Consider the following 16,964-nt stretch of genomic DNA (forward strand, 5'->3'; position numbering starts at 1 on the left):
TGCTTTGGCCCCTCACTTGCCGATGTAGGTCGCCAGTTCATCGGGCGTTCCGTTGGGAAAAGCCTGCTTCAGAAAATCCAGGAAGGCAGAAACGCGCGCGCTCAACAGACGCCGCGACGGGTAAAGCGCCCACAGCGCGATCTCGGAACCTTCGATATCACCCCAGTGCAGCAAAGTGCCGTCGGCCAGGTCGTGACTCACCAGCGAAATCGGCATACGAGCAGCGCCTACGCCGGTTCGCACGGCATCCCGAACCATGATGAGGGACGACAGTGCGAGAATGGGCTCGATCCCGATCGTCGCGGATCCTTCTGAAGTCACGACGTTCCAGGTCTGCCGATCGCTGGCCCCACGCACGACACCTGGCACCGAGAGATCTGCGGCCGGCCGGAGCAGATCGGGGCTTGCCACGACGACCAGGCGATCATGCAGAAAGGCTCGGCCGACAAGACTTTCGTCTGGGTCTGGATTGACCCGGATGACCAGATCATAACCTTCCTCGATCATGTCCACGGCTCGGTCCTCTGTCGTGACTTCCAACCGCACGTCGGGATATTTCAATGCAAAGCCCGCCGCGATCCTGCCCATGGCTGTCTGCGAAAACAGCAGCGGCGCGCTGATCCGTAACCTGCCGCGCGGCTTGTCCCCGCCCGCCGCGATGGTGGCCGCCGTTTCGTCGAGCTCCGTCAGCAGAGAGGCTGTCCGCTCATGAAGGGCGCGTCCTTCCTCAGTGAGTTTGAGGTTGCGCGCGCCACGTTCAAAGAGCCGAAGTCGAAGGGCAGCCTCCAGTTCCGTAACCCGTCGGGACAAGGTCGCTTTGGGACGGCCGGACGCCCGCGACGCTTTGCCGAAGCCACCGTGACGCGCGACAACGTTGAAATCGGCAAGGGCGACGAGATCCATAATCGTTCCACCTGTGAGACGAACTGTCCAAATTAACAGCCTATTGGTTTAAGAATGAACCAGCCATATTCCGGGTGTCAAGCAATACCAACCCGGAGAAAATCCAATGACCATTCTCGTTACCGGCGCCACCGGCAATATCGGCGGCCAAGTCATCCATCACCTCGTCGACCGCGGCGCTGATGTCCGCGCTCTCGTCCGCGACCCCTCCAAGGCCAATTTTCCGGCAGGTGTTGCCGTCGTCAAAGGTGACTTCCTGGACGTCGACTCCCTACGTACCGCCTTCGACGGTGTCTCGACGCTCTTCCTGCTGAACGCTGTCGCACCAGACGAGTTCACCCAGGCTTTGATCGCCCTCAACGTCGCCCGCTCGGCTGGCGTCGAACGGATCGTCTACCTGTCAGTCATTCACCCGGACGTCTACGTGAACGTGCCGCACTTCGCCGGCAAGTTCGGCGTCGAGCGGATGATCGAGCAGATGGGCTTTCACGCTACCATCCTGCGCCCGGCCTACTTCATCCAGAACGATCTGACGATCAAGGACGTCATCGCTGGCTACGGCGTTTACCCGATGCCCGTCGGCGACAAGGGGCTTGCCATGATCGACGTTCGCGATATCGCGGAGGTTGCTGCCCTTGAGCTGCTGCGCCGCGAACAGGCCGCACAGCCGCTCCCGATCACTCGCATCAACCTGGTCGGTCCCGATACCCTTACCGGAGCGGATATCGCCGCGATCTGGTCGGACGTGCTCGCTCGCCAGATCAACTATGGCGGCGGCGATACGGCTGCCTTCGAGCAGAACCTCAAGCAGTTCATGCCGCCATGGATGGCCTACGACATGCGCATGATGGGCGAGCGATTTTTGACCGATGGCATGCTGCCCGAGGGCAGTGATGTCGAGCGCCTGACGACGCTTCTTGGACGTCCGCTCCGCTCCTACCGCGACTTTGCCTCGGAAACCGCCGCCTCTGCCTGAGGCAATCAGCCACAATTTCAAACAACAAAGGACCATCAACATGATCTATTCGACCGCAACCGTCCCGGTGAATCCGGAAGGCGAAACAAAGCTCACCCGGGAGCAAGTATGGAACGGTTTGGAACTGAAGGCGCGCGACGCGCGCCTGTTCCTCCCGCCGGGTCTCTGCACCCGCTGCAATGTCGTGGAGGAAAGTGATACCCACTTCGTGCGCGAAGCCACCATCGCCGGCTCTGACATCAGGGAGATCATCACCCTCGAGCCGCAGAGCAAGGTCACCTTCTTCCAGGCGACCGGCCCACGCGAAGGCGCCATTATCAATGAGCTTTTCGAGGACGAAGCCGGCGCACTGCAGCTGAAGTTCTACTGCTACCTCGGCCTGCGCGGCAAGGAGGCTGATGGCCCAGAGGAACAGGCCGAGCAGACGCAGTTCGACAGCGACAAGGGCTACAAGTCGGCCCTGCTGTCGACGCTGAAGCGGACCCGCGAACTGCTCGCAGAGGGCCGCCTCTGATTATCACCAGCATCCAAACCAACAGGGCGGCCTCCTGAGAGGCGCCAGGCTTTCAAGAGGACCAAAATCATGACCACACCCGTTGTCCCTGAAACACGTTTCGCCGCCGTACCGAATATCCTGGTGCTCGGTGCCACCGGGCCGACCGGCCGCCATATCGTCAGCCAGGCCGTAAGCCGCGGCTACGATGTCACCCTCCTGGTGCGCTCGCCGGAAAAGGCCGCAAACATGAGGGAGTGAAGATTGTCGTTGGAGACGCCCGTGACGAGAAGGTGTTGCGCCAGGCCTTCAAGGGTCGCGATGCCGTGATTAGCGCACTCGGCACACCCGCAAGCCCATTTCGCGAAGTCACCCTTCTTTCGACCGCGACCCGAGCGCTTGTCAGCGGCATGAAAGCGGAACACGTCTCGCGTCTCGTCGCCATCACCGGTATGGGCGCTGGGGACAGCGCAGGGCACGGCGGTTTCCTCTTCGACAAGCTGATCTTCCCTCTGCTCCCGCGCAAGGTTTACGCCGACAAGAATCGTCAGGAGGCAATCATCAAGGGCAGCGATCTGGATTGGACTATTGTCCGTCCTTCAGTTCTCAACAACAAGCCTGCACGCACCACGATCCAGACGCTCACGAACTTGAACCAGTTCCGCGGAGGCTCCATTTCGCGCGAAAACGTTGCGGCCTTCGTGCTGGATCAAGTCACCACGGATCGGTGGCTACATAAGTTGCCGTTGATCACCGGGTAGGGTTGGCTTGAACGGCCTATCAAAGCGAAAACCGCCAGCGCGACGATTGCGGTCAAACGAGCCGCGAACGCATAGCTGCACTGCACAAAAATTAAGTGCAGCGTGATTCGTGCATACAGACTTCAGTTGATGCACATGGCGGCTTCCTCCCAGGTCCGCCGCAGCAGCTGTTCCCCTCTGGAGGTCCATGACCTTCACACGTTATGGGCCGCGGTTTTCCGTCGGCCCTTTTTTCTTTTTCAGAACCAGGTCGCAATGGCGTTGCGGACGCTGAAGGAAGGCGGGGCAAAGCCCCGCGATCGTCCTATTCGAAGGCTGCCATTTGGACAGTTGCGGCCTTTTGGTCGACCGAGTTTGCAGGCTGCTCGACCGGGCGAGCGTAGGGCTTCCAGGTTTCGCCTGTGATGTCCTCGTAAGCCGAGACGGCACCTTCGGCTGCCATGCGAAGCACGTGGGCCTGCAGGCCCATGTCGGCTGCGAACTCGCGCTTGCGTTGGGCGCGATTATCGAAGCCTACCGGGCCGTCCAGGTCCTCGTCTGTGGTATCGTTTGTTTCGGGGTCAGTGCACGGGCCTGGCTGACGGCGGGGGTGTAGAATGGCCCGGCGCCGGCGGCGGAGCCTACGAACGACCCGACGATGCGCTGCATGCATGGCCAAATCAGGACGATGCCGATCACCAGGACTACGCTGGCCGTCATGGCGATCGACCGAAGCAGCCCCGGGCCAAAGCGGGGCACGGCGAGCTGCTTCGAATAGTAGCGGTTTTCGGCTTCGGCGTTCATCGGCGACCGACGAGCCGAAGTTTGAAGGTTCGCGGCAACGAGACTGTAGATGTCCATGACGTCCTCCGGTCCTAGGTTCATCACAGACATCCTGACACGAGCAGCGGCTTTGACCTGTCATGCGCGCCGACGACAGGAGCCGAATTCCAGTCACATCCGGAGATGGACATCCCCGAGCGGCGCGCCAAACATCAAAAGCTGTGGAGTGTCGGCTCTCAGTGAAGCGAACCTTCGAGTGACCGCTACCGGCTCAAGTTGACCAAACCGGACCTTGCTGGGCCGATTTGGCGGCTCGTAAGCAGACGTTGACCGAAACCAGTGACTTTGACCCTCTCGCGACCCACGGAAAGTTGAACGTCTCTCCCTAAGCTGACACTCAAGAACACGCGTCGCAGCAGCCGGATTGGCTGGACGGAGCCAAGTATGATCACCCAATGTCGGATTGAAGCCTCCCGATCGTCCTCGATAAGAACCAGCTTGACGGAAGAATATCGAGGAGGAGGAGAGTTCTAATGGTGAACAAGGAGCGTGACGCTGAGGCACACATCCAGGCGCTTATCGAGCGCTGGGCGAACGCCGTGCAGCAGCAAGACCTGGAGACGATCATGGCGGATCACGCGACGGACCTCGTGATGTTCGATGTCCCACCCCCGAACGAACTTCGTGGAATTGAGGCTTACCGGGATAGCTGGGGTCCGTTCTTCGACCACTTCAAATACGGCGGCGTTTTCGCGATCGAGCGGCTGGATGTCACGGCGGGCGACCGGGTTGCTTTTGCAACCGCATCGCTGCGGTGCGGTACGAAGGACGAGCTTGAAAAGGATCCGGCAACCCGCCTTCGCCTTACCGTCGGATTGCGGAAAGAGGGTGACCGCTGGATCATCGCTCACGAACACCACTCGTACCCATACAAGTCGGACTGAGCAGCGCATCGGAGTAATCCAGCGATCGAAACAGCGGTGGCAATTGACCAGCCGCTTGGCGGACAAGGAGATCAAGGAATGCCGTCAGAGAACAAGATCGGTACAATTTCCGACCCAGGTGGTGCGACTGGCGGTGCCGTAGCGTGTGCTCTCGAGCTCGGTGAGGCCGTCACGAGCGACATAACCGCGCCCAGAGCGACACGCCGCGAATGGTTCGGGCTCGCAGTTATCGCGCTGCCGTGCCTGCTCTATTCCATGGACCTGACGGTTTTGAACTTGGCTGTGCCGCGTTTGAGCGCCGACTTGAAGCCGTCGAGTTCGCAACTTCTCTGGATCCTAGACATTTACGGCTTTCTGCTTGCCGGATGCCTGATCACGATGGGCACGTTGGGCGACCGCATCGGCCGCCGCAGACTGCTTTTGATCGGCGCGGTGGCATTTGCAATAGCTTCGGTCTTCGCAGGGCTCTCCACAAGTGCCGGAATGTTGATCGTTTCGCGTGCGCTGCTCGGGATTGCCGCGGCGACGCTTGCACCGTCCACCCTTTCGTTGATCCGCAACATGTTTCTCGACCCGAGGGAGCGTACGGTTGCGATCGGCGTCTGGATCGCCAGCTTCTCTGCGGGCTCTGCCATCGGTCCGTTGGTCGGGGGCATCCTGCTGAGCTATTTTTGGTGGGGCTCCGTGTTCCTCGTGGCGGTACCGGTCATGGTTGCGCTGCTGGTGCTTGGTCCGATGGTCCTGCCCGAGTATCGCGATCCTGAAGCGGGTCGGCTCGACATCTTGAGCGCTGCGCTATCGCTTGTCGCCGTGCTTTCGGTGATATACGGCATCAAGGATATCGCCGAACACGGCCTCCGCCCGGAGGCGGCGTCCGCCATTCTCTTCGGTGTGACTGTCGGCGCGGTTTTCGCCGTGCGCCAACCGCGGCTGAGAAACCCCTGATCGATCTGCGGCTCTTTCGCTCGCGCCTTCAGCGCTTCATTGGCGGTCAACGTTCTCGGCTTCTTCGTCGCGTTTGGCTCGTTTCTCTTCATCGCGCAATACCTGCAACTGGTGCTGGGGATGGGACCGTTTGTAGCGGGCCTGTGGACCGTGCCTTCCGCCGTTGCTTTCATCGCCGGTTCGATGCTGACGCCAATCGCGGTTGGCAGGGCTCGCCCGGGCTATGTGATGGCGGCCGGCCTTGCGCTTGCGGCAGCCGGATTTCTCATTCTCACCCGCAGTGGTGGTCAGGCCGATCTCGCGATCGTCGTCATAGGCTATAGCGTCTTCTCCCTAGGTCTTGCGCCGGTGTTCACGTTGGCCACCGACCTCATCGTGGGGACCGTTGAACCCGAGCAAGCCGGTGCGGCCTCCGGCATCGCGGAAACCAGCAGCGAATTGGGTGGCGCGCTCGGCATCGCGATCCTTGGCAGCATCGTCACCGCCATCTATCGCTGCGGCATGACCGGGATGGTTGCGGACGGGGTATCCGAGCAAGAAATCAGTGTTGCCAAGGACACGCTGGGAGGCGCCGTGGCAGCTGGGCTCGCCTTGCCGGAGGCGCTCGGTTCCGATCTGCTCGGCAAAGCGCGGGAGGTGTTCACTCAGGCGTTCCAGATGACTGCCGGCATCTGCGCGTTGGTGGCGCTGGCTGCAGCCATCCTTGCGGTGGTCTTGCTGCAAAACGTGCGAGCACAGTCTGAGGCTGGACAGTAGCCAGCGAAATCTACGACACCGATTGAACCTTGAGCCCCAAGCACGACACGGTGTCATCGAACAGGAGGAGGATACTCATGGCGGTTCTCAAAACATCAGAGCCTGAAGGTCCAGACGAGACAACTCCCCGGCCGTGGGCGCGAAAGATCGCCGCGATCAGGAAAGCCGGACGGATCGTCGCCCTGACCGGGGTCATACTGCCGCTTCTCATGATCGGCGGGATGAAGTTCACGACGGTCGAGATCGAGGCGTTGAGACCGCTGATCGGCGGCACGCCTTGGCTCGCCTGGATGTATCCAGTCTTTGGTGAGGCCGGTGCCTCTTATGTGCTTGGCGTCGTTGAGATCGCGACCGCGCTTCTGCTGATTGCCTACCCCTGGTCGGCGCGCGCCGGTGTGACCGGCGGGGCCTTGGCCGCGCTAATTTTCCTGGTCACCTGTTCGATCATGATTGTCCTGCCGATCTGGGAGCCTGCGCTGGGCTTTCCAGCGCTCGGTCCCCTCGGCCAGTTCCTAATCAAGGATATCGCGTTGCTCGGCATCGCGCTTGTCGTACTGGGCGAAAGCCTGAACAGATTGGACAGAGGGGCTACCTAAGCGAATCCAAGTCGAAGGCGAGTGGCAGAACATGTCATCCATTTATACGGGCCAAATGGCGGGGCTCCACCTTACCGCGCCCTTCGACTCGCTTGGGACAAGCCCGCGAGTCCGAAAGCGGGCCGGTGTTCATGCTTTGATTTTTCTATCGTATATCGGTGCCCGCTTAATGTTCAGGGGCCACAATGGGCAGTTTCGCGACCACCGCAATCATGGCGGCTGCTGCAGCGTATTTCTGACCCAGCCTATGGGGCTATCCGCTTGCCGAATTCTGAGCCAGAGCGCATTGAAGTATATCTAAATGAGCCGAGCGGGAGGGGGATATGCCCGTTGCTCGTGTTTATCTGCGGGTCAGTACGCAAGGGCAGGATCTTGATCGCCAGGAATCGATCATCGCTGGGGCGAGGGATGCCGGGTACTACATCGCCGGCGTCTATCGCGAGAAGGCATCCGGCGCTCGCGCCGACCGGCCGGAGCTGCTGGCGAGTACGGCACCGGGCTAGCCGCTAATATATTGCACGCTGTCTTTGCCGCCCATTCCGGCATCCGAGCATCGCACTCGAAGTGCTCGAGGGAAACGACCGGGCAATGGCCTTTTACCGCAAACATGGTTCGAAGTGGTCGATCGCAGGGCCGCGTCGCACGGTGCAGAAGGCCATGCATCGTTGATTATGCGCAAACTGCTATCGCGCGCCTAGTCCGAACTCGCGCATCGAACAGTAGATCACGTCTTCCGTCCCCAGCGCACCGGCGGCCTCCCCGCTCGCAATCCAAATAGACGTCTTTCAGCTGTGTGGCATGTCAGCGTGAGCGAACGCGAGGTCCTGAGCGTCAGAAGCCGACAATGAAGCCGGACTGATTGCGATCAGCACGGTGCCGAGCGTCACAGGCGCGAGGGACTTAACAACTGACATGATCATTTTGAGATCCTCCCCAGCTCCCGTCGGTCAACATTCAGTCCTTGGGGTCGCAGGTGTAGTGCCGTTCGAAGGTCCCGTCCGCGCGCCGCTGCTTGTCGAAACCGCGATGTAAGGCTCGATCGCGCGCTCGTGGACCAGCCAAAGGGGATCTCGGCCGAGGCGTAGCCACTGCCGGCGGCCAAGCGTTTCGGGATCGAGGCCGAAGCGATCCTGGTGCGCTCGATCGTCGTGCCGGCCGCGCCTGCCTCCGCATGACGGATGGCGCGGCTTCGCAAATCGCACATGATTTCGTCACGTGAGATGCCGATGTCGCCAAGGACGTCATCGGGTAAACGGCTCAACTGGTCCGTTGCCGACAAGAGAGCTTTTCGCTCGGCGCGGAGGCGTAACCACCTGCGAAATGGACCAATGGCGGCAGCATGAATTATAACCATGATCAGATCGTCCCTTCATTGATCTGAATTGACCGGTACGGAACGGCGCGAACGGCACTCCGGGCGAGAGCGTCAGCCGTCCGCGAGGCAAATTAGGCGTAGTGGTCGATGGATTGGTTTTGCCGCGGCGTGCCCATACGGCGGGCGGTGGCTGGCCCCGGGCCACGCATATAATAAAGCTCCGGGCGGTAGCGCGGCGCGACGAATTTGCGAAACCCCGCAGCAAGTTTTGTGACGGGAGCCAAGAATTTCATGACTGTTCCCTTTCCCTTCGCCGGCTTGCACACGAGCCGGCGGGCCTGACGTTGCAACAAGGATATGACAGTCGAACCAGGCTCGGCTGTGGGAATTCCCACACCGGGGAAAACATTGGCGAAATCCGCTCCCAGTTTGCATCCCGGAAAGCGGGGCCTGCGGCCATCAAATTTCCTTGGATAGGGAGTAAGGTGAAGTACACTTGATTGAACAAGAGACCGTTGTGACAGGCTCTCTGGCCTTCATCTCAAGACTTTGCGATGCCGACCTCGCCGCGCTGACCAAACGGTGGCACGAGCGCAGCTATCGACACAACGAGCTAATCATTTCCCACGGCGACACTGGTCGCGATGTCTTCTTCCTGCTGGAAGGACGGGCTCGCGTGACATTGGTTTCAGCGGACGGCAGGGAGATAGCGTATCGCGATGTCGAACCGGGTGACATTTTCGGGGAGCTCGGAGGCATTGACGGGATTGCACGCTCTGCCAGCGTAGTCGCGCTGGAGGCAACCCGCGCTGCACGGCTGTCCGGCACAGCATTCCGGGATATCGTGATGACCCACCCGACTTTTGCCTGGATGCTGCTTGAGCATCTGTCTGCCCAGCTCCGGCGCATGACCGAGCGGGTATTCGAATACAGCACTCTGGTCGTGCGAAAACGGCTGATCGTCGAGCTCCTGCATCGGGCGGAGAAAGCCGCACTCGTGGACGGCGAGGTGTCCATAAGCCCGGCACCGACGCATTCCGAGCTGGCGGCAACGATGAGCACGCACAGGGAAGCGGTCTCGCGCGAAATGAGCGACCTCGCCAAGAGAGGCCTGATCGAAAAGCGCGGCAGCAGGTTATTGCTGCATGACGTCTCGGCACTACGGGCGCTGGCCGACAAGAAGGAATAGCGAAGGCTGTCGCCGCGGCGGGGGGCACCGCACGTTTCATACTCCTCGGCCGCAAGTGATTATTCCTTCAGGCGAGGAGAATCTGCGCCATGCCTCGCTGCAGGATTTTCGGGAGGAAGACTAGGGTAAAACTCAGTCATTCTGGCTATGCCGCGAATGGCCGAGATGGGTTAATTGCGGGCAACGGCGAGACTGGACTGAAGGGCAGCTCAGGGTCATGGCGGTGAATTGACCCGGAGCAAGCGAGCTTCCGCTTAGCGTCGATTCCGGCGGCCTGGTTTTCGCAAAAAGTCCCGGATTAAAGATTAAAGCGACTGTTTTGCGTCTGATTTTTGCACCGTCCGACAATGGGCAGTTTCGCTACCACCACAACCAAACGGTTGCTGCGGCGTATTTCTGACCCAGCCTATGGGGCTATCCGCTTGCCCTAATCCTATGGGGCTATCCGCTTGCCCTAATTCTGAGCCAGATGCCATGAGGTATACCCAAACGGCCATCGAGAGGCGTTCATGACCGACCGCGAAGTAGAGCCGCGCGCGGGGTCTCGGCAGTTGCAGCTTGCATCCTTTGGCCGACCTGCACGTTACATGACGAATAGACAGGCGGACCGGAGCCATGGCAAACGAGAAGCCCAACAATTTCCACGCAAAACAGGTGCATAGCGGGCGGCGGGCGCAGCAGCCGGGCCGCGGGCGAGATGCGGTGCGGCCCACGCAGATTCCGACCAAAGGCTGGAAAGACATCCTTTGGCGGGTGATAGCTGAAGTAAGCGATGACCGAGTCCCACTGATCGCAGCAGGAACCACGTTCTACCTGCTTCTGGCGCTGTTTCCTGCACTTGCCGCCTTCGTTTCGATTTACGGCTTCGTCGCCGATCCCAAAACAATCGCCGAGCACATCGCTTTCCTCAGCGGCGTTCTACCGTCGGGCGGGCTCGATCTTATCCGGTCACAGCTTGGATCCCTTGCCCAACAGAATACCGGCGCTTTGACCTTCGGCTTCATCTTGGGCCTCGCCGTCGCGCTCTGGAGCGCCAACAACGGCATCAAGATCATCTTCGAAGCCATGAACATCGCCTATGAGGAGACCGAAAAGCGCAGCCTCGTCCGGTTGAATCTGCTGGCCTTGGCCTTCACGCTCGGCGCCATCTTCATCGGCATCGCGTTCCTGGTCTCGGTCGGGCTTGTCCCTGCGGCGCTCGCGCTCCTCAATCTGGGCAGCTGGACGGAGACACTGATAAAAATCCTGCGCTGGCCCGTGATGCTGGTCGCGGTGGCGGCAGGTATCACGCTTATCTACCGCTACGGTCCCAGCCGCGAGAAAGCGACGTGGCGGTGGCTGACTTGGGGCGCCGGCCTCGCGACGGTCGTGTGGCTTGCCGCCTCGATCGGGTTTTCCTTCTATCTCGAGAATTTCGCCAACTATAACGCGACGTATGGGACGCTCGGCGCCGTCATCGGCTTCATGATGTGGACCTGGATCTCAGTCATGATCCTGATCGTCGGAGCCGAGCTCAACTCCGAGATGGAACACCAGACGGCCAAGGACACCACAACCGGCGCGCCGCAGCCGATCGGCGCGCGAGGTGCCGCGATGGCCGACACGCTGGGCCGCTCGGCCGAACGGAGCGGCGCCGAAAGCGCATCAAGTCGCGGAGAACGAGGGTTTACACAAACAGAACTTCCGGCCCCGATCACTCGTGAATAGCGCTTCGAACGCCAAACCGCCGGCTGCGGACGAAGCGGCTGTCGAGGCGCGAGCCGGCGACTGGTTGCAGCAAAACGGGGAGCGCACAGGCGTGATGGGGTCGGTTTGGATGTCACCGAGACTTGCGGACTGTCGCTGTCGGCCCACGTGATAGTGCTTCGATATCGGCACTGACGAGCCCTCCGCCTTCGATCCGAACCGTCAACCTGCCCTTCGCGTCATCGATCCGCCTCACAAATCCTGTGATGTCGACCTTCTGGCCGGCCTTTGCTCTGGTCGGTGTGTCGATTGAAAAGGGGAAGCTGTAAGAGGGTATGCTCACGCTCGACATGCCGTTGTCCAAAACCTTCAGGATTGTGATGGAGAGCGAAACTTCATCGTCGACTTTCATACTCGCGGGCATGGCCTAAGCCTCCATCTCAAGCGGCTCGTGCTCGATCTTTTGGTGCCAGACCACCTGGCGCAGGTCGCGCATGCCACAGCCTGTCCGCACCGTGGGCAGATATAGAAATGGCAGGCCTCATGCTCGGCGGCTGTTCCGTGCCGTCTGTTGACAATCGGCGGGCCAAGCTCCGATAGCTGTCACTTCCACTAAACATTCAATTTTGCTAAAATGTTCCGCAACCTAAGTCGGGCGGTCGCGATTTAGTTCGCACCTGTGGCGTGGGGTTCAGATGCCGACCCTGGGTTGACCATCCTCCCGAGGATAAAGATTGAATTCACGCGGCCAAGTTCGACGGCTACCGCACGCAGATCATAAAAGACGCCGACGGCCTCCGCTTCTTAACCCGCCGGGGCGTGGTGTCTCAGTTTGAATTTCGGCTTGACGACCCGACTTACCGCCACGTGCGGACGTTCGCCAGTGTCGATGTCGGTCGTTGACCAGCGACGCGGACGCTATAGTTCGGTCAAGGGGTCCAACTACGAAAGGAGAAAGCTCATCGATCCCGCGATCTGGATAACATTCGTTCGAACGGTCATCATACTGCAGATGCCATCGAGGTCTGATAACATGCTGGTGATGGCGCGTGGATTGGACAGGGCGCCGAGTTGGGCTGGGACGACAGCCGGCGCGGGCGTGATGCAACTTCCCCTTATCGCGGTCGGCGTTCCTAGCTCGTACGAGCGTCCCCGTTTGCTTCGCGACGCTCCAATGGATGGGAGCAGCCTATCTCGTTCGGCTAGGACTACGGCTGATCTTCACGTTCGGGAAGCCCGCAGCCCAGCAGGACCCACGTCAAGTCAGTCGACTTGCGGCAGCCCGGGAAGGAATGATCGCAAACCTAGTGAACCCTTGGCCCAACACCTTCATGATCGCCTCCTCCTCAATTTGTTGATCCGCATGGAGGGCCCGTGAGCCTGCAACAGCTCCTGTTAGACGAAACCCAGAAAATGACGGGCGCGTTAGTATTAGGAACTTATGCCATGGCTTCGGGCAGCATCGGTTCGTGGATCACGACGCGGCCCCGCATGAAGCTTTGGCAGCAGCGGATCGCAGGCTTCTTCATCGTTGCCCTTGGGTTTCGAATGGCTTTTGGTGGCGGGGCAAGCCGCTAGGTCCCGGTCTCAGCAGTCCGCTTCCACCCACAGCCGAAATTCAAACTGAGACCCTACCGCTGGGGGCATGACTGGACGGCGAAATACCGCCCCTTGGTCCGGGCTGCCACAAGGATCGCTGCCGATAGCTCAATTATCGCGAAGCGAGACCGGTGATAGTTGACTCCTATGAAACAGCCGGGAAGCCAATTTCGTGGAAGCACTTTGGTCTGTGCTGAGACGTATCCGCGCGCAAGGGTAGCTTCTTTGAGCAGCTCCACGGAACTAAAGGGTTTTGCCGCAGTTTTGCCTGTCAATGGAGGAAACCATGAACAGCCAAAACAAGGAACGAGAATCCGCGACCAAAACACCTGTTGAGGACATTGCAAACAAGGACATTGGGGCAACCGTGAGCGACGCGGTCTCGAAAGCCTCCGACATGGCTCAACAAGCAGTTGATACGGCCAAGCAGGCGGCCTCGGATAGTGCGTCAACAGTTACCAACCAGGTGAAGGAAATGCTAGACCGTCAGGTCGGCAGCAGTGCCGAGGTGATGGGCCAGCTCGCGAGTTCGACGAAACGCGCAGCCGAGGACCTCGACGAAAGCGCGCCCTTAGTCGCCGGTGTGGTTCGTACGTTTGCGAACAGGATCGATGGTTACGCAGACGATCTGCGGGACCAGTCGGTCGATCAGCTGGTCCGCGCCGCCTCCGATTTGACTAGGCGCCAGCCCGGATTGGTTTTCGGGCTTGCTGCCCTTGCGGGGTTCTTGACATTTCGGACGCTGAAGAGCGCGTCGCCGGCGTCGTCGCGCTCCAATGAGCCCGTGCGCGGGCGCAACCGGCAAGCAGCGAGCGAATTTAATGGCACATGATCAGCTCAAGAATTCCACGCTCCCACGAGCACTATCCGACGCCGCGGCGGATCTTGCCGACCTCGTGCAAAAGGAGCTGCGGCTGGCCCGGGCGGAGCTGTCTGAAAACGTTTTTGCCAAGCTTCGGGCCGGCATCTGGATGTCCGCTGCCGGGGTGCTTGGGCTGATCGCTGGATTGCTGACAGTGCAAGCCGTCGTCTTCTGGATAGCTAGCTTTGGGATCGTAATGCACTGGTCCTGCCTGATCGTTGCCGGCGTCGTGGCCGCAGCTGGAGCGCTCGCCTACTACAAGGGCCGCATGGATGCGCAAAAGGAGATGACGCCCACGCGATCAATCCATCAGATCAAACAGGATATATCGATAACCAAGGAGCATCTAACATGAGCCGCGAAGCGCATACGACCAACATCGGAACGGCGGAATGGCTCATCGGCGCCGCCAAAAACAACCCGGAAGGTCTTCTTCTCGTTGCAGCCGGCTGCGCGCTGTTGATGCGCCGCGGGGGGGCATGGGCCAGCGGCGGCTTTGATCACGCTGATGAAACCCGCGGAAGCAAGGGCCAGCGAAGCGTTCACCCAAGGTCTTCGAACACCGCCGGCCAGAGGCGCCGGTGGAAAAGCATTGAGGAGGACGCTTCGGAGACGGCAGACAATGCACGGGAGCATGCCTCGGACCTCGGCGGCAAGGTCGCGGCCACGGCCAGCGCTTACGCTTCGTCCGCGTCGGAATACGTCGACGAGGCGCGACGCAACGTCACTGAGACATCGGAGCGGGTCGCGCGACGAGCCCAATCAACTTTCCAAGAGACGGTGAACCGCGTAGTCGAAGAGCAGCCACTGACGCTGGCGCTGCTCGGCCTCGCCACAGGGGCAGCTGTCGCTGCAGCCTTCCGCCCCACGGATTTTGAAAAGCGGACACTCGGCCCAGCTGGAGAGCAGTTGACGAACAGCGCCGAGAAAGTCGGCGAACGGTTGAAGGAGTCGAGGGTGAAGGCGCGCGAAAGGCTCAGGACCGCTGCCGAGGAGCGCGGCCTTAATGCTGATGGCCTCAAGGATGTCGTGAGCGACGTGGCTGGCGAGTTCGGCAGCACCTTGTCGGGCGAACAGCAAGCCGGGTCGGCTGAGTCGCCGTCGGCGACCTCAGGCGTATCGCGCGGCCAATCGGCCCCGGGTAGCATGGGCCGGTCGATAGATAAATCGGCCAATTCGGATCAGTCACAACGGCCGGGTGCTTCCCGGTCCGGCAGATCCGGCCAGTCCAGCGGAAAGCGAGGTTCGTGATGGGCGAGGCAAATCTCCGCCAACTCGAACACGACGTTGAGGCAGCCCGCGCAAGGCTCGCGGAAGATTTGTCGACGCTGCGCTCGCCAAATACGGTATCCGAGTTTACCGACGAACTGAAGCAAGAGGCGCTCGAGGCCAAGGATGCGCTGGTCGCGAAAGCCAGATCGACCGCGCAGTCGACGGCGCTGGAGATCATCGAGGATCTCAAGGCAAAGGCTGCCGCGAATCCTGGCGCCGCATTGGTAATTGGGGCTGGTCTCGCGTGGCGGTTCCTTCACCGTCCGCCAATCGCGACCGCGTTGATCGGAGCAGGACTATTCAGCCTGTTGCGTACGCCTTCAATTCAGCCGGGCTTGGACGGGCAGGTCGATCATCTCGCTTTCGCCAGAGAGCGCTTGAAGGAGCAATCCGTCGATCTGGCAGAGAAGGTCGGCGAAATGAGCGCCAAGACGGCCGAAACAGTGAAGGAACATGCGGAGGAAGCGGCTGGCGCCGTCAAAGAGAAGGTGCGGAATTTGGGCGCTAAGACGCCGAATCTGCTCGACGAATTGCGGCAGGCCGGCAGCGAGGCCGCCGAGGGGGCAGCCGCTGCCGCCGGTCAAGCGTCATCTGCTGTCCAGGGCGCACTGAGCGATCAGGAGACGCGAGACAAACTCCTTCTTGGTGCCGCGGGTTTAGCCATCGCGGCTGCGGTAGGTATTGCGTATCAGCGACGGCTTGAGGAGCACGCGGCGGTCGACTAGGCGACAATTCAGCGCCGGAACTCCAGAACTACGGAAGAGCAGCCTGGACGACCCAGTGTCCCGGCTGTCAGGAGCGGGTCGCCTTTCTCGCGCTAACCAACCCGGCCATCACCGCTTGGCGCTGTCGCTGTCGGCGGCGGCCCGCGTCAGGAACGTCTGGGTTGTCTGGCCAAGACGGCTCTTCAGCCACTCCGCCATTGCCTCCTCTTCGCGGAGGTTCTGCTCGCAGGCCTGCACGATTTCGGTCTCGCCCTCGGCGTTGGCCGCCGCGATGAGGATTGTGTAGGAGGCGATTTCCATGTGCTCGAAAGTGTAGCTGGCGAGGGAGCCCTTCATCACCTCATCGCCGGCGAACACGCCGCTGATGGATTGGGCGAGCGCCATGAGCTTGCCACCCGCGTCCTTCACGGTGGACGATCCTTCATCGATACGGTCGAGGCAGGTCTTCAGCCGGGAAGCCTGTTGCCTTGTTTCTTCGAGATGAAGGCGGATGCGCTCGCTCAGCTCCGGATAGCTCTCGATGCGGCTCAACTGTCCAGACAGCATCGTCTCCGCCTGCTCTTCCATCGCGTGGGCATCTCTCAGCCACTGGATCATCCATTCGCGCGATTCAGACATCAGAGGTCTCCTTGTTTGGTGGCATCCAAACCACGAGCGACGAGGATTGTTCCGGCCGCAGGATGGATCTCACGAACATTATTTCGTAGTCGGGCATAAAGCGGCGTCGGCGAGCGATGGGTTCACCAGCTTCGCCCTGATGTCGCGCGTCATCCGCAGATGCTCCAGCCCCGTCGGCAAGACGTCCGAGGCAAAGTGCTGGATGTCGGCATCCTGGCCGGAACCGATCTCCCATTCGAGAAGCTGCACTGTCTTTGATGGTCGAAATCTGGCCGCTGATGTAGGCGAGATCGAAATCGGCACCGGTGAGCTTTTCGAGCCTGGCGTGCTTTTGCTTGTGATCGCTGTCGAGCCCTGCCGGGAGCGGGATCTTGCTGGCCTCGGCGAGCGACTTCAGCCTGTCGTTGGTAGCCGTGTGGTCGTGGACCATGTTGCGGGCGAACTCCTTCACGGCGGCATTTTTGGATTTTCCGGCGAGTTCGCCGAACTGGACCTCGTGTCGCTTGGCAGTTAACCGTAAGAATGCAGTCGTTTCGGTCAGGATTGGCACTTAATTTGAGAA

Annotated in this window: 16 protein-coding genes and 3 pseudogenes; 14 read left to right on the forward strand and 5 right to left on the reverse strand. The window is 60.5% G+C overall.

The features are described 5' to 3' along the window. Nucleotides 1–12: 12 nt before the first annotated feature. Complete coding sequence (locus NKJ55_RS13565) at nucleotides 13–903, reverse strand: LysR family transcriptional regulator (RefSeq protein ID WP_352450334.1); 891 nt, start codon at nucleotides 901–903, stop codon at nucleotides 13–15. Between the two features lie 106 nt (nucleotides 904–1,009). On the opposite strand from NKJ55_RS13565, the gene NKJ55_RS13570 reads away from it, so the two are divergent. From NKJ55_RS13570 to NKJ55_RS13580, 3 genes and pseudogenes are all read left to right on the forward strand, one after another. Further along, a complete protein-coding gene (locus NKJ55_RS13570; RefSeq protein WP_352450335.1) occupies nucleotides 1,010–1,879 on the forward strand; it encodes an SDR family oxidoreductase in 870 nt (289 codons plus the stop codon). Nucleotides 1,880–1,919: 40 nt separating this feature from the next. Beyond that, the gene (locus NKJ55_RS13575; RefSeq protein ID WP_352450336.1) at nucleotides 1,920–2,393 is read left to right on the forward strand and encodes an SRPBCC family protein; all 474 of its coding nucleotides are present in this window, start codon (nucleotides 1,920–1,922) and stop codon (nucleotides 2,391–2,393) included. Nucleotides 2,394–2,462: 69 nt separating this feature from the next. After that, nucleotides 2,463–3,133 (forward strand): annotated as a pseudogene (locus NKJ55_RS13580) (NAD(P)-dependent oxidoreductase). A 304-nt stretch (nucleotides 3,134–3,437) separates the two neighbouring features. On the opposite strand, the pseudogene NKJ55_RS13585 reads toward NKJ55_RS13580, so the two are convergent. Next, a pseudogene (locus tag NKJ55_RS13585) lies at nucleotides 3,438–3,781 on the reverse strand (hypothetical protein); the annotation flags it as partial. Between the two features lie 647 nt (nucleotides 3,782–4,428). Here NKJ55_RS13585 and NKJ55_RS13590 point away from each other — a divergent pair. The 6 genes and pseudogenes from NKJ55_RS13590 to NKJ55_RS13620 all read left to right on the forward strand — a co-directional run bounded on the left by NKJ55_RS13590 (nucleotide 4,429) and on the right by NKJ55_RS13620 (nucleotide 11,347). Further along, entirely contained in the window at nucleotides 4,429–4,839 is a 411-nt protein-coding gene (locus NKJ55_RS13590; protein WP_352450337.1) for a YybH family protein, read from the forward strand. A 180-nt stretch (nucleotides 4,840–5,019) separates the two neighbouring features. Further along, nucleotides 5,020–6,540 (forward strand): annotated as a pseudogene (locus NKJ55_RS35620) (MFS transporter). A gap of 77 nt (nucleotides 6,541–6,617) precedes the next feature. Then, nucleotides 6,618–7,136 (forward strand): YkgB family protein, encoded by a 519-nt coding sequence (locus tag NKJ55_RS13605; RefSeq protein ID WP_352450340.1) that lies wholly within the window; start codon nucleotides 6,618–6,620, stop codon nucleotides 7,134–7,136. Between the two features lie 323 nt (nucleotides 7,137–7,459). Continuing rightward, on the forward strand, nucleotides 7,460–7,639 hold the full coding sequence (locus NKJ55_RS13610) for a recombinase family protein (protein WP_502901492.1): 180 nt from the start codon (nucleotides 7,460–7,462) through the stop codon (nucleotides 7,637–7,639). 1,329 nt (nucleotides 7,640–8,968) lie between these two features. Next, nucleotides 8,969–9,640: a Crp/Fnr family transcriptional regulator gene (locus NKJ55_RS13615; protein ID WP_352450341.1), complete on the forward strand. Its 672-nt coding sequence runs from the start codon at nucleotides 8,969–8,971 to the stop codon at nucleotides 9,638–9,640. A gap of 615 nt (nucleotides 9,641–10,255) precedes the next feature. After that, nucleotides 10,256–11,347: a YihY/virulence factor BrkB family protein gene (locus tag NKJ55_RS13620; RefSeq protein WP_352450342.1), complete on the forward strand. Its 1,092-nt coding sequence runs from the start codon at nucleotides 10,256–10,258 to the stop codon at nucleotides 11,345–11,347. 112 nt (nucleotides 11,348–11,459) lie between these two features. Here NKJ55_RS13620 and NKJ55_RS13625 read toward each other — a convergent pair whose 3' ends face one another. Next, nucleotides 11,460–11,750, reverse strand: a complete 291-nt coding sequence (locus tag NKJ55_RS13625) for a hypothetical protein (protein ID WP_352450343.1) — start codon at nucleotides 11,748–11,750, stop codon at nucleotides 11,460–11,462. 950 nt (nucleotides 11,751–12,700) lie between these two features. Between NKJ55_RS13625 and NKJ55_RS13630 the strand changes: the two genes are divergently transcribed. The 5 genes from NKJ55_RS13630 to NKJ55_RS13650 all read left to right on the forward strand — a co-directional run bounded on the left by NKJ55_RS13630 (nucleotide 12,701) and on the right by NKJ55_RS13650 (nucleotide 15,784). Next, nucleotides 12,701–12,904 carry a hypothetical protein gene (locus NKJ55_RS13630; RefSeq protein ID WP_352450344.1) on the forward strand — a complete coding sequence of 68 codons (204 nt, stop codon included), beginning with the start codon at nucleotides 12,701–12,703 and terminating at the stop codon, nucleotides 12,902–12,904. Between the two features lie 307 nt (nucleotides 12,905–13,211). Further along, complete coding sequence (locus NKJ55_RS13635) at nucleotides 13,212–13,757, forward strand: hypothetical protein (RefSeq protein WP_352450345.1); 546 nt, start codon at nucleotides 13,212–13,214, stop codon at nucleotides 13,755–13,757. Continuing rightward, complete coding sequence (locus tag NKJ55_RS13640) at nucleotides 13,747–14,142, forward strand: phage holin family protein (RefSeq protein ID WP_352450346.1); 396 nt, start codon at nucleotides 13,747–13,749, stop codon at nucleotides 14,140–14,142. The genes NKJ55_RS13635 and NKJ55_RS13640 overlap by 11 nt, the downstream gene beginning before the upstream one ends. Beyond that, nucleotides 14,139–15,038 carry a hypothetical protein gene (locus tag NKJ55_RS13645; protein ID WP_352450347.1) on the forward strand — a complete coding sequence of 300 codons (900 nt, stop codon included), beginning with the start codon at nucleotides 14,139–14,141 and terminating at the stop codon, nucleotides 15,036–15,038. Before NKJ55_RS13640 ends, NKJ55_RS13645 begins: the two co-directional genes overlap by 4 nt. Continuing rightward, complete coding sequence (locus NKJ55_RS13650; RefSeq protein ID WP_352450348.1) at nucleotides 15,038–15,784, forward strand: hypothetical protein; 747 nt, start codon at nucleotides 15,038–15,040, stop codon at nucleotides 15,782–15,784. The genes NKJ55_RS13645 and NKJ55_RS13650 overlap by 1 nt, the downstream gene beginning before the upstream one ends. A gap of 108 nt (nucleotides 15,785–15,892) precedes the next feature. Here NKJ55_RS13650 and NKJ55_RS13655 read toward each other — a convergent pair whose 3' ends face one another. Both NKJ55_RS13655 and NKJ55_RS13660 read right to left on the reverse strand, forming a co-directional pair. After that, nucleotides 15,893–16,402, reverse strand: coding sequence for a ferritin-like domain-containing protein (locus NKJ55_RS13655; RefSeq protein WP_352450349.1), 510 nt, complete (start codon nucleotides 16,400–16,402; stop codon nucleotides 15,893–15,895). Further along, nucleotides 16,395–16,952, reverse strand: coding sequence for a DUF4142 domain-containing protein (locus tag NKJ55_RS13660; RefSeq protein WP_352450350.1), 558 nt, complete (start codon nucleotides 16,950–16,952; stop codon nucleotides 16,395–16,397). Before NKJ55_RS13660 ends, NKJ55_RS13655 begins: the two co-directional genes overlap by 8 nt. Nucleotides 16,953–16,964 lie beyond the last annotated feature (12 nt).

The sequence above is a fragment of the Mesorhizobium sp. M0106 genome, from assembly GCF_040322715.1.
GTDB lineage: Bacteria > Pseudomonadota > Alphaproteobacteria > Rhizobiales > Rhizobiaceae > Mesorhizobium.

What these genes read in the sequence shown, in the direction of transcription:
- NKJ55_RS13625 (WP_352450343.1), bottom strand. Translation starts at nt 11,750, where the DNA reads ATGCCCGCGAGTATGAAAGTCGACGATGAAGTTTCGCTCTCCATCACA.
- NKJ55_RS13650 (WP_352450348.1), top strand. Translation starts at nt 15,038, where the DNA reads ATGGGCGAGGCAAATCTCCGCCAACTCGAACACGACGTTGAGGCAGCC.
- NKJ55_RS13570 (WP_352450335.1), top strand. Translation starts at nt 1,010, where the DNA reads ATGACCATTCTCGTTACCGGCGCCACCGGCAATATCGGCGGCCAAGTC.
- NKJ55_RS13610 (WP_502901492.1), top strand. Translation starts at nt 7,460, where the DNA reads ATGCCCGTTGCTCGTGTTTATCTGCGGGTCAGTACGCAAGGGCAGGAT.
- NKJ55_RS13620 (WP_352450342.1), top strand. Translation starts at nt 10,256, where the DNA reads ATGGCAAACGAGAAGCCCAACAATTTCCACGCAAAACAGGTGCATAGC.
- NKJ55_RS13575 (WP_352450336.1), top strand. Translation starts at nt 1,920, where the DNA reads ATGATCTATTCGACCGCAACCGTCCCGGTGAATCCGGAAGGCGAAACA.
- NKJ55_RS13565 (WP_352450334.1), bottom strand. Translation starts at nt 903, where the DNA reads ATGGATCTCGTCGCCCTTGCCGATTTCAACGTTGTCGCGCGTCACGGT.
- NKJ55_RS13635 (WP_352450345.1), top strand. Translation starts at nt 13,212, where the DNA reads ATGAACAGCCAAAACAAGGAACGAGAATCCGCGACCAAAACACCTGTT.
- NKJ55_RS13605 (WP_352450340.1), top strand. Translation starts at nt 6,618, where the DNA reads ATGGCGGTTCTCAAAACATCAGAGCCTGAAGGTCCAGACGAGACAACT.
- NKJ55_RS13640 (WP_352450346.1), top strand. Translation starts at nt 13,747, where the DNA reads ATGGCACATGATCAGCTCAAGAATTCCACGCTCCCACGAGCACTATCC.
- NKJ55_RS13590 (WP_352450337.1), top strand. Translation starts at nt 4,429, where the DNA reads ATGGTGAACAAGGAGCGTGACGCTGAGGCACACATCCAGGCGCTTATC.
- NKJ55_RS13655 (WP_352450349.1), bottom strand. Translation starts at nt 16,402, where the DNA reads ATGTCTGAATCGCGCGAATGGATGATCCAGTGGCTGAGAGATGCCCAC.
- NKJ55_RS13645 (WP_352450347.1), top strand. Translation starts at nt 14,139, where the DNA reads ATGAGCCGCGAAGCGCATACGACCAACATCGGAACGGCGGAATGGCTC.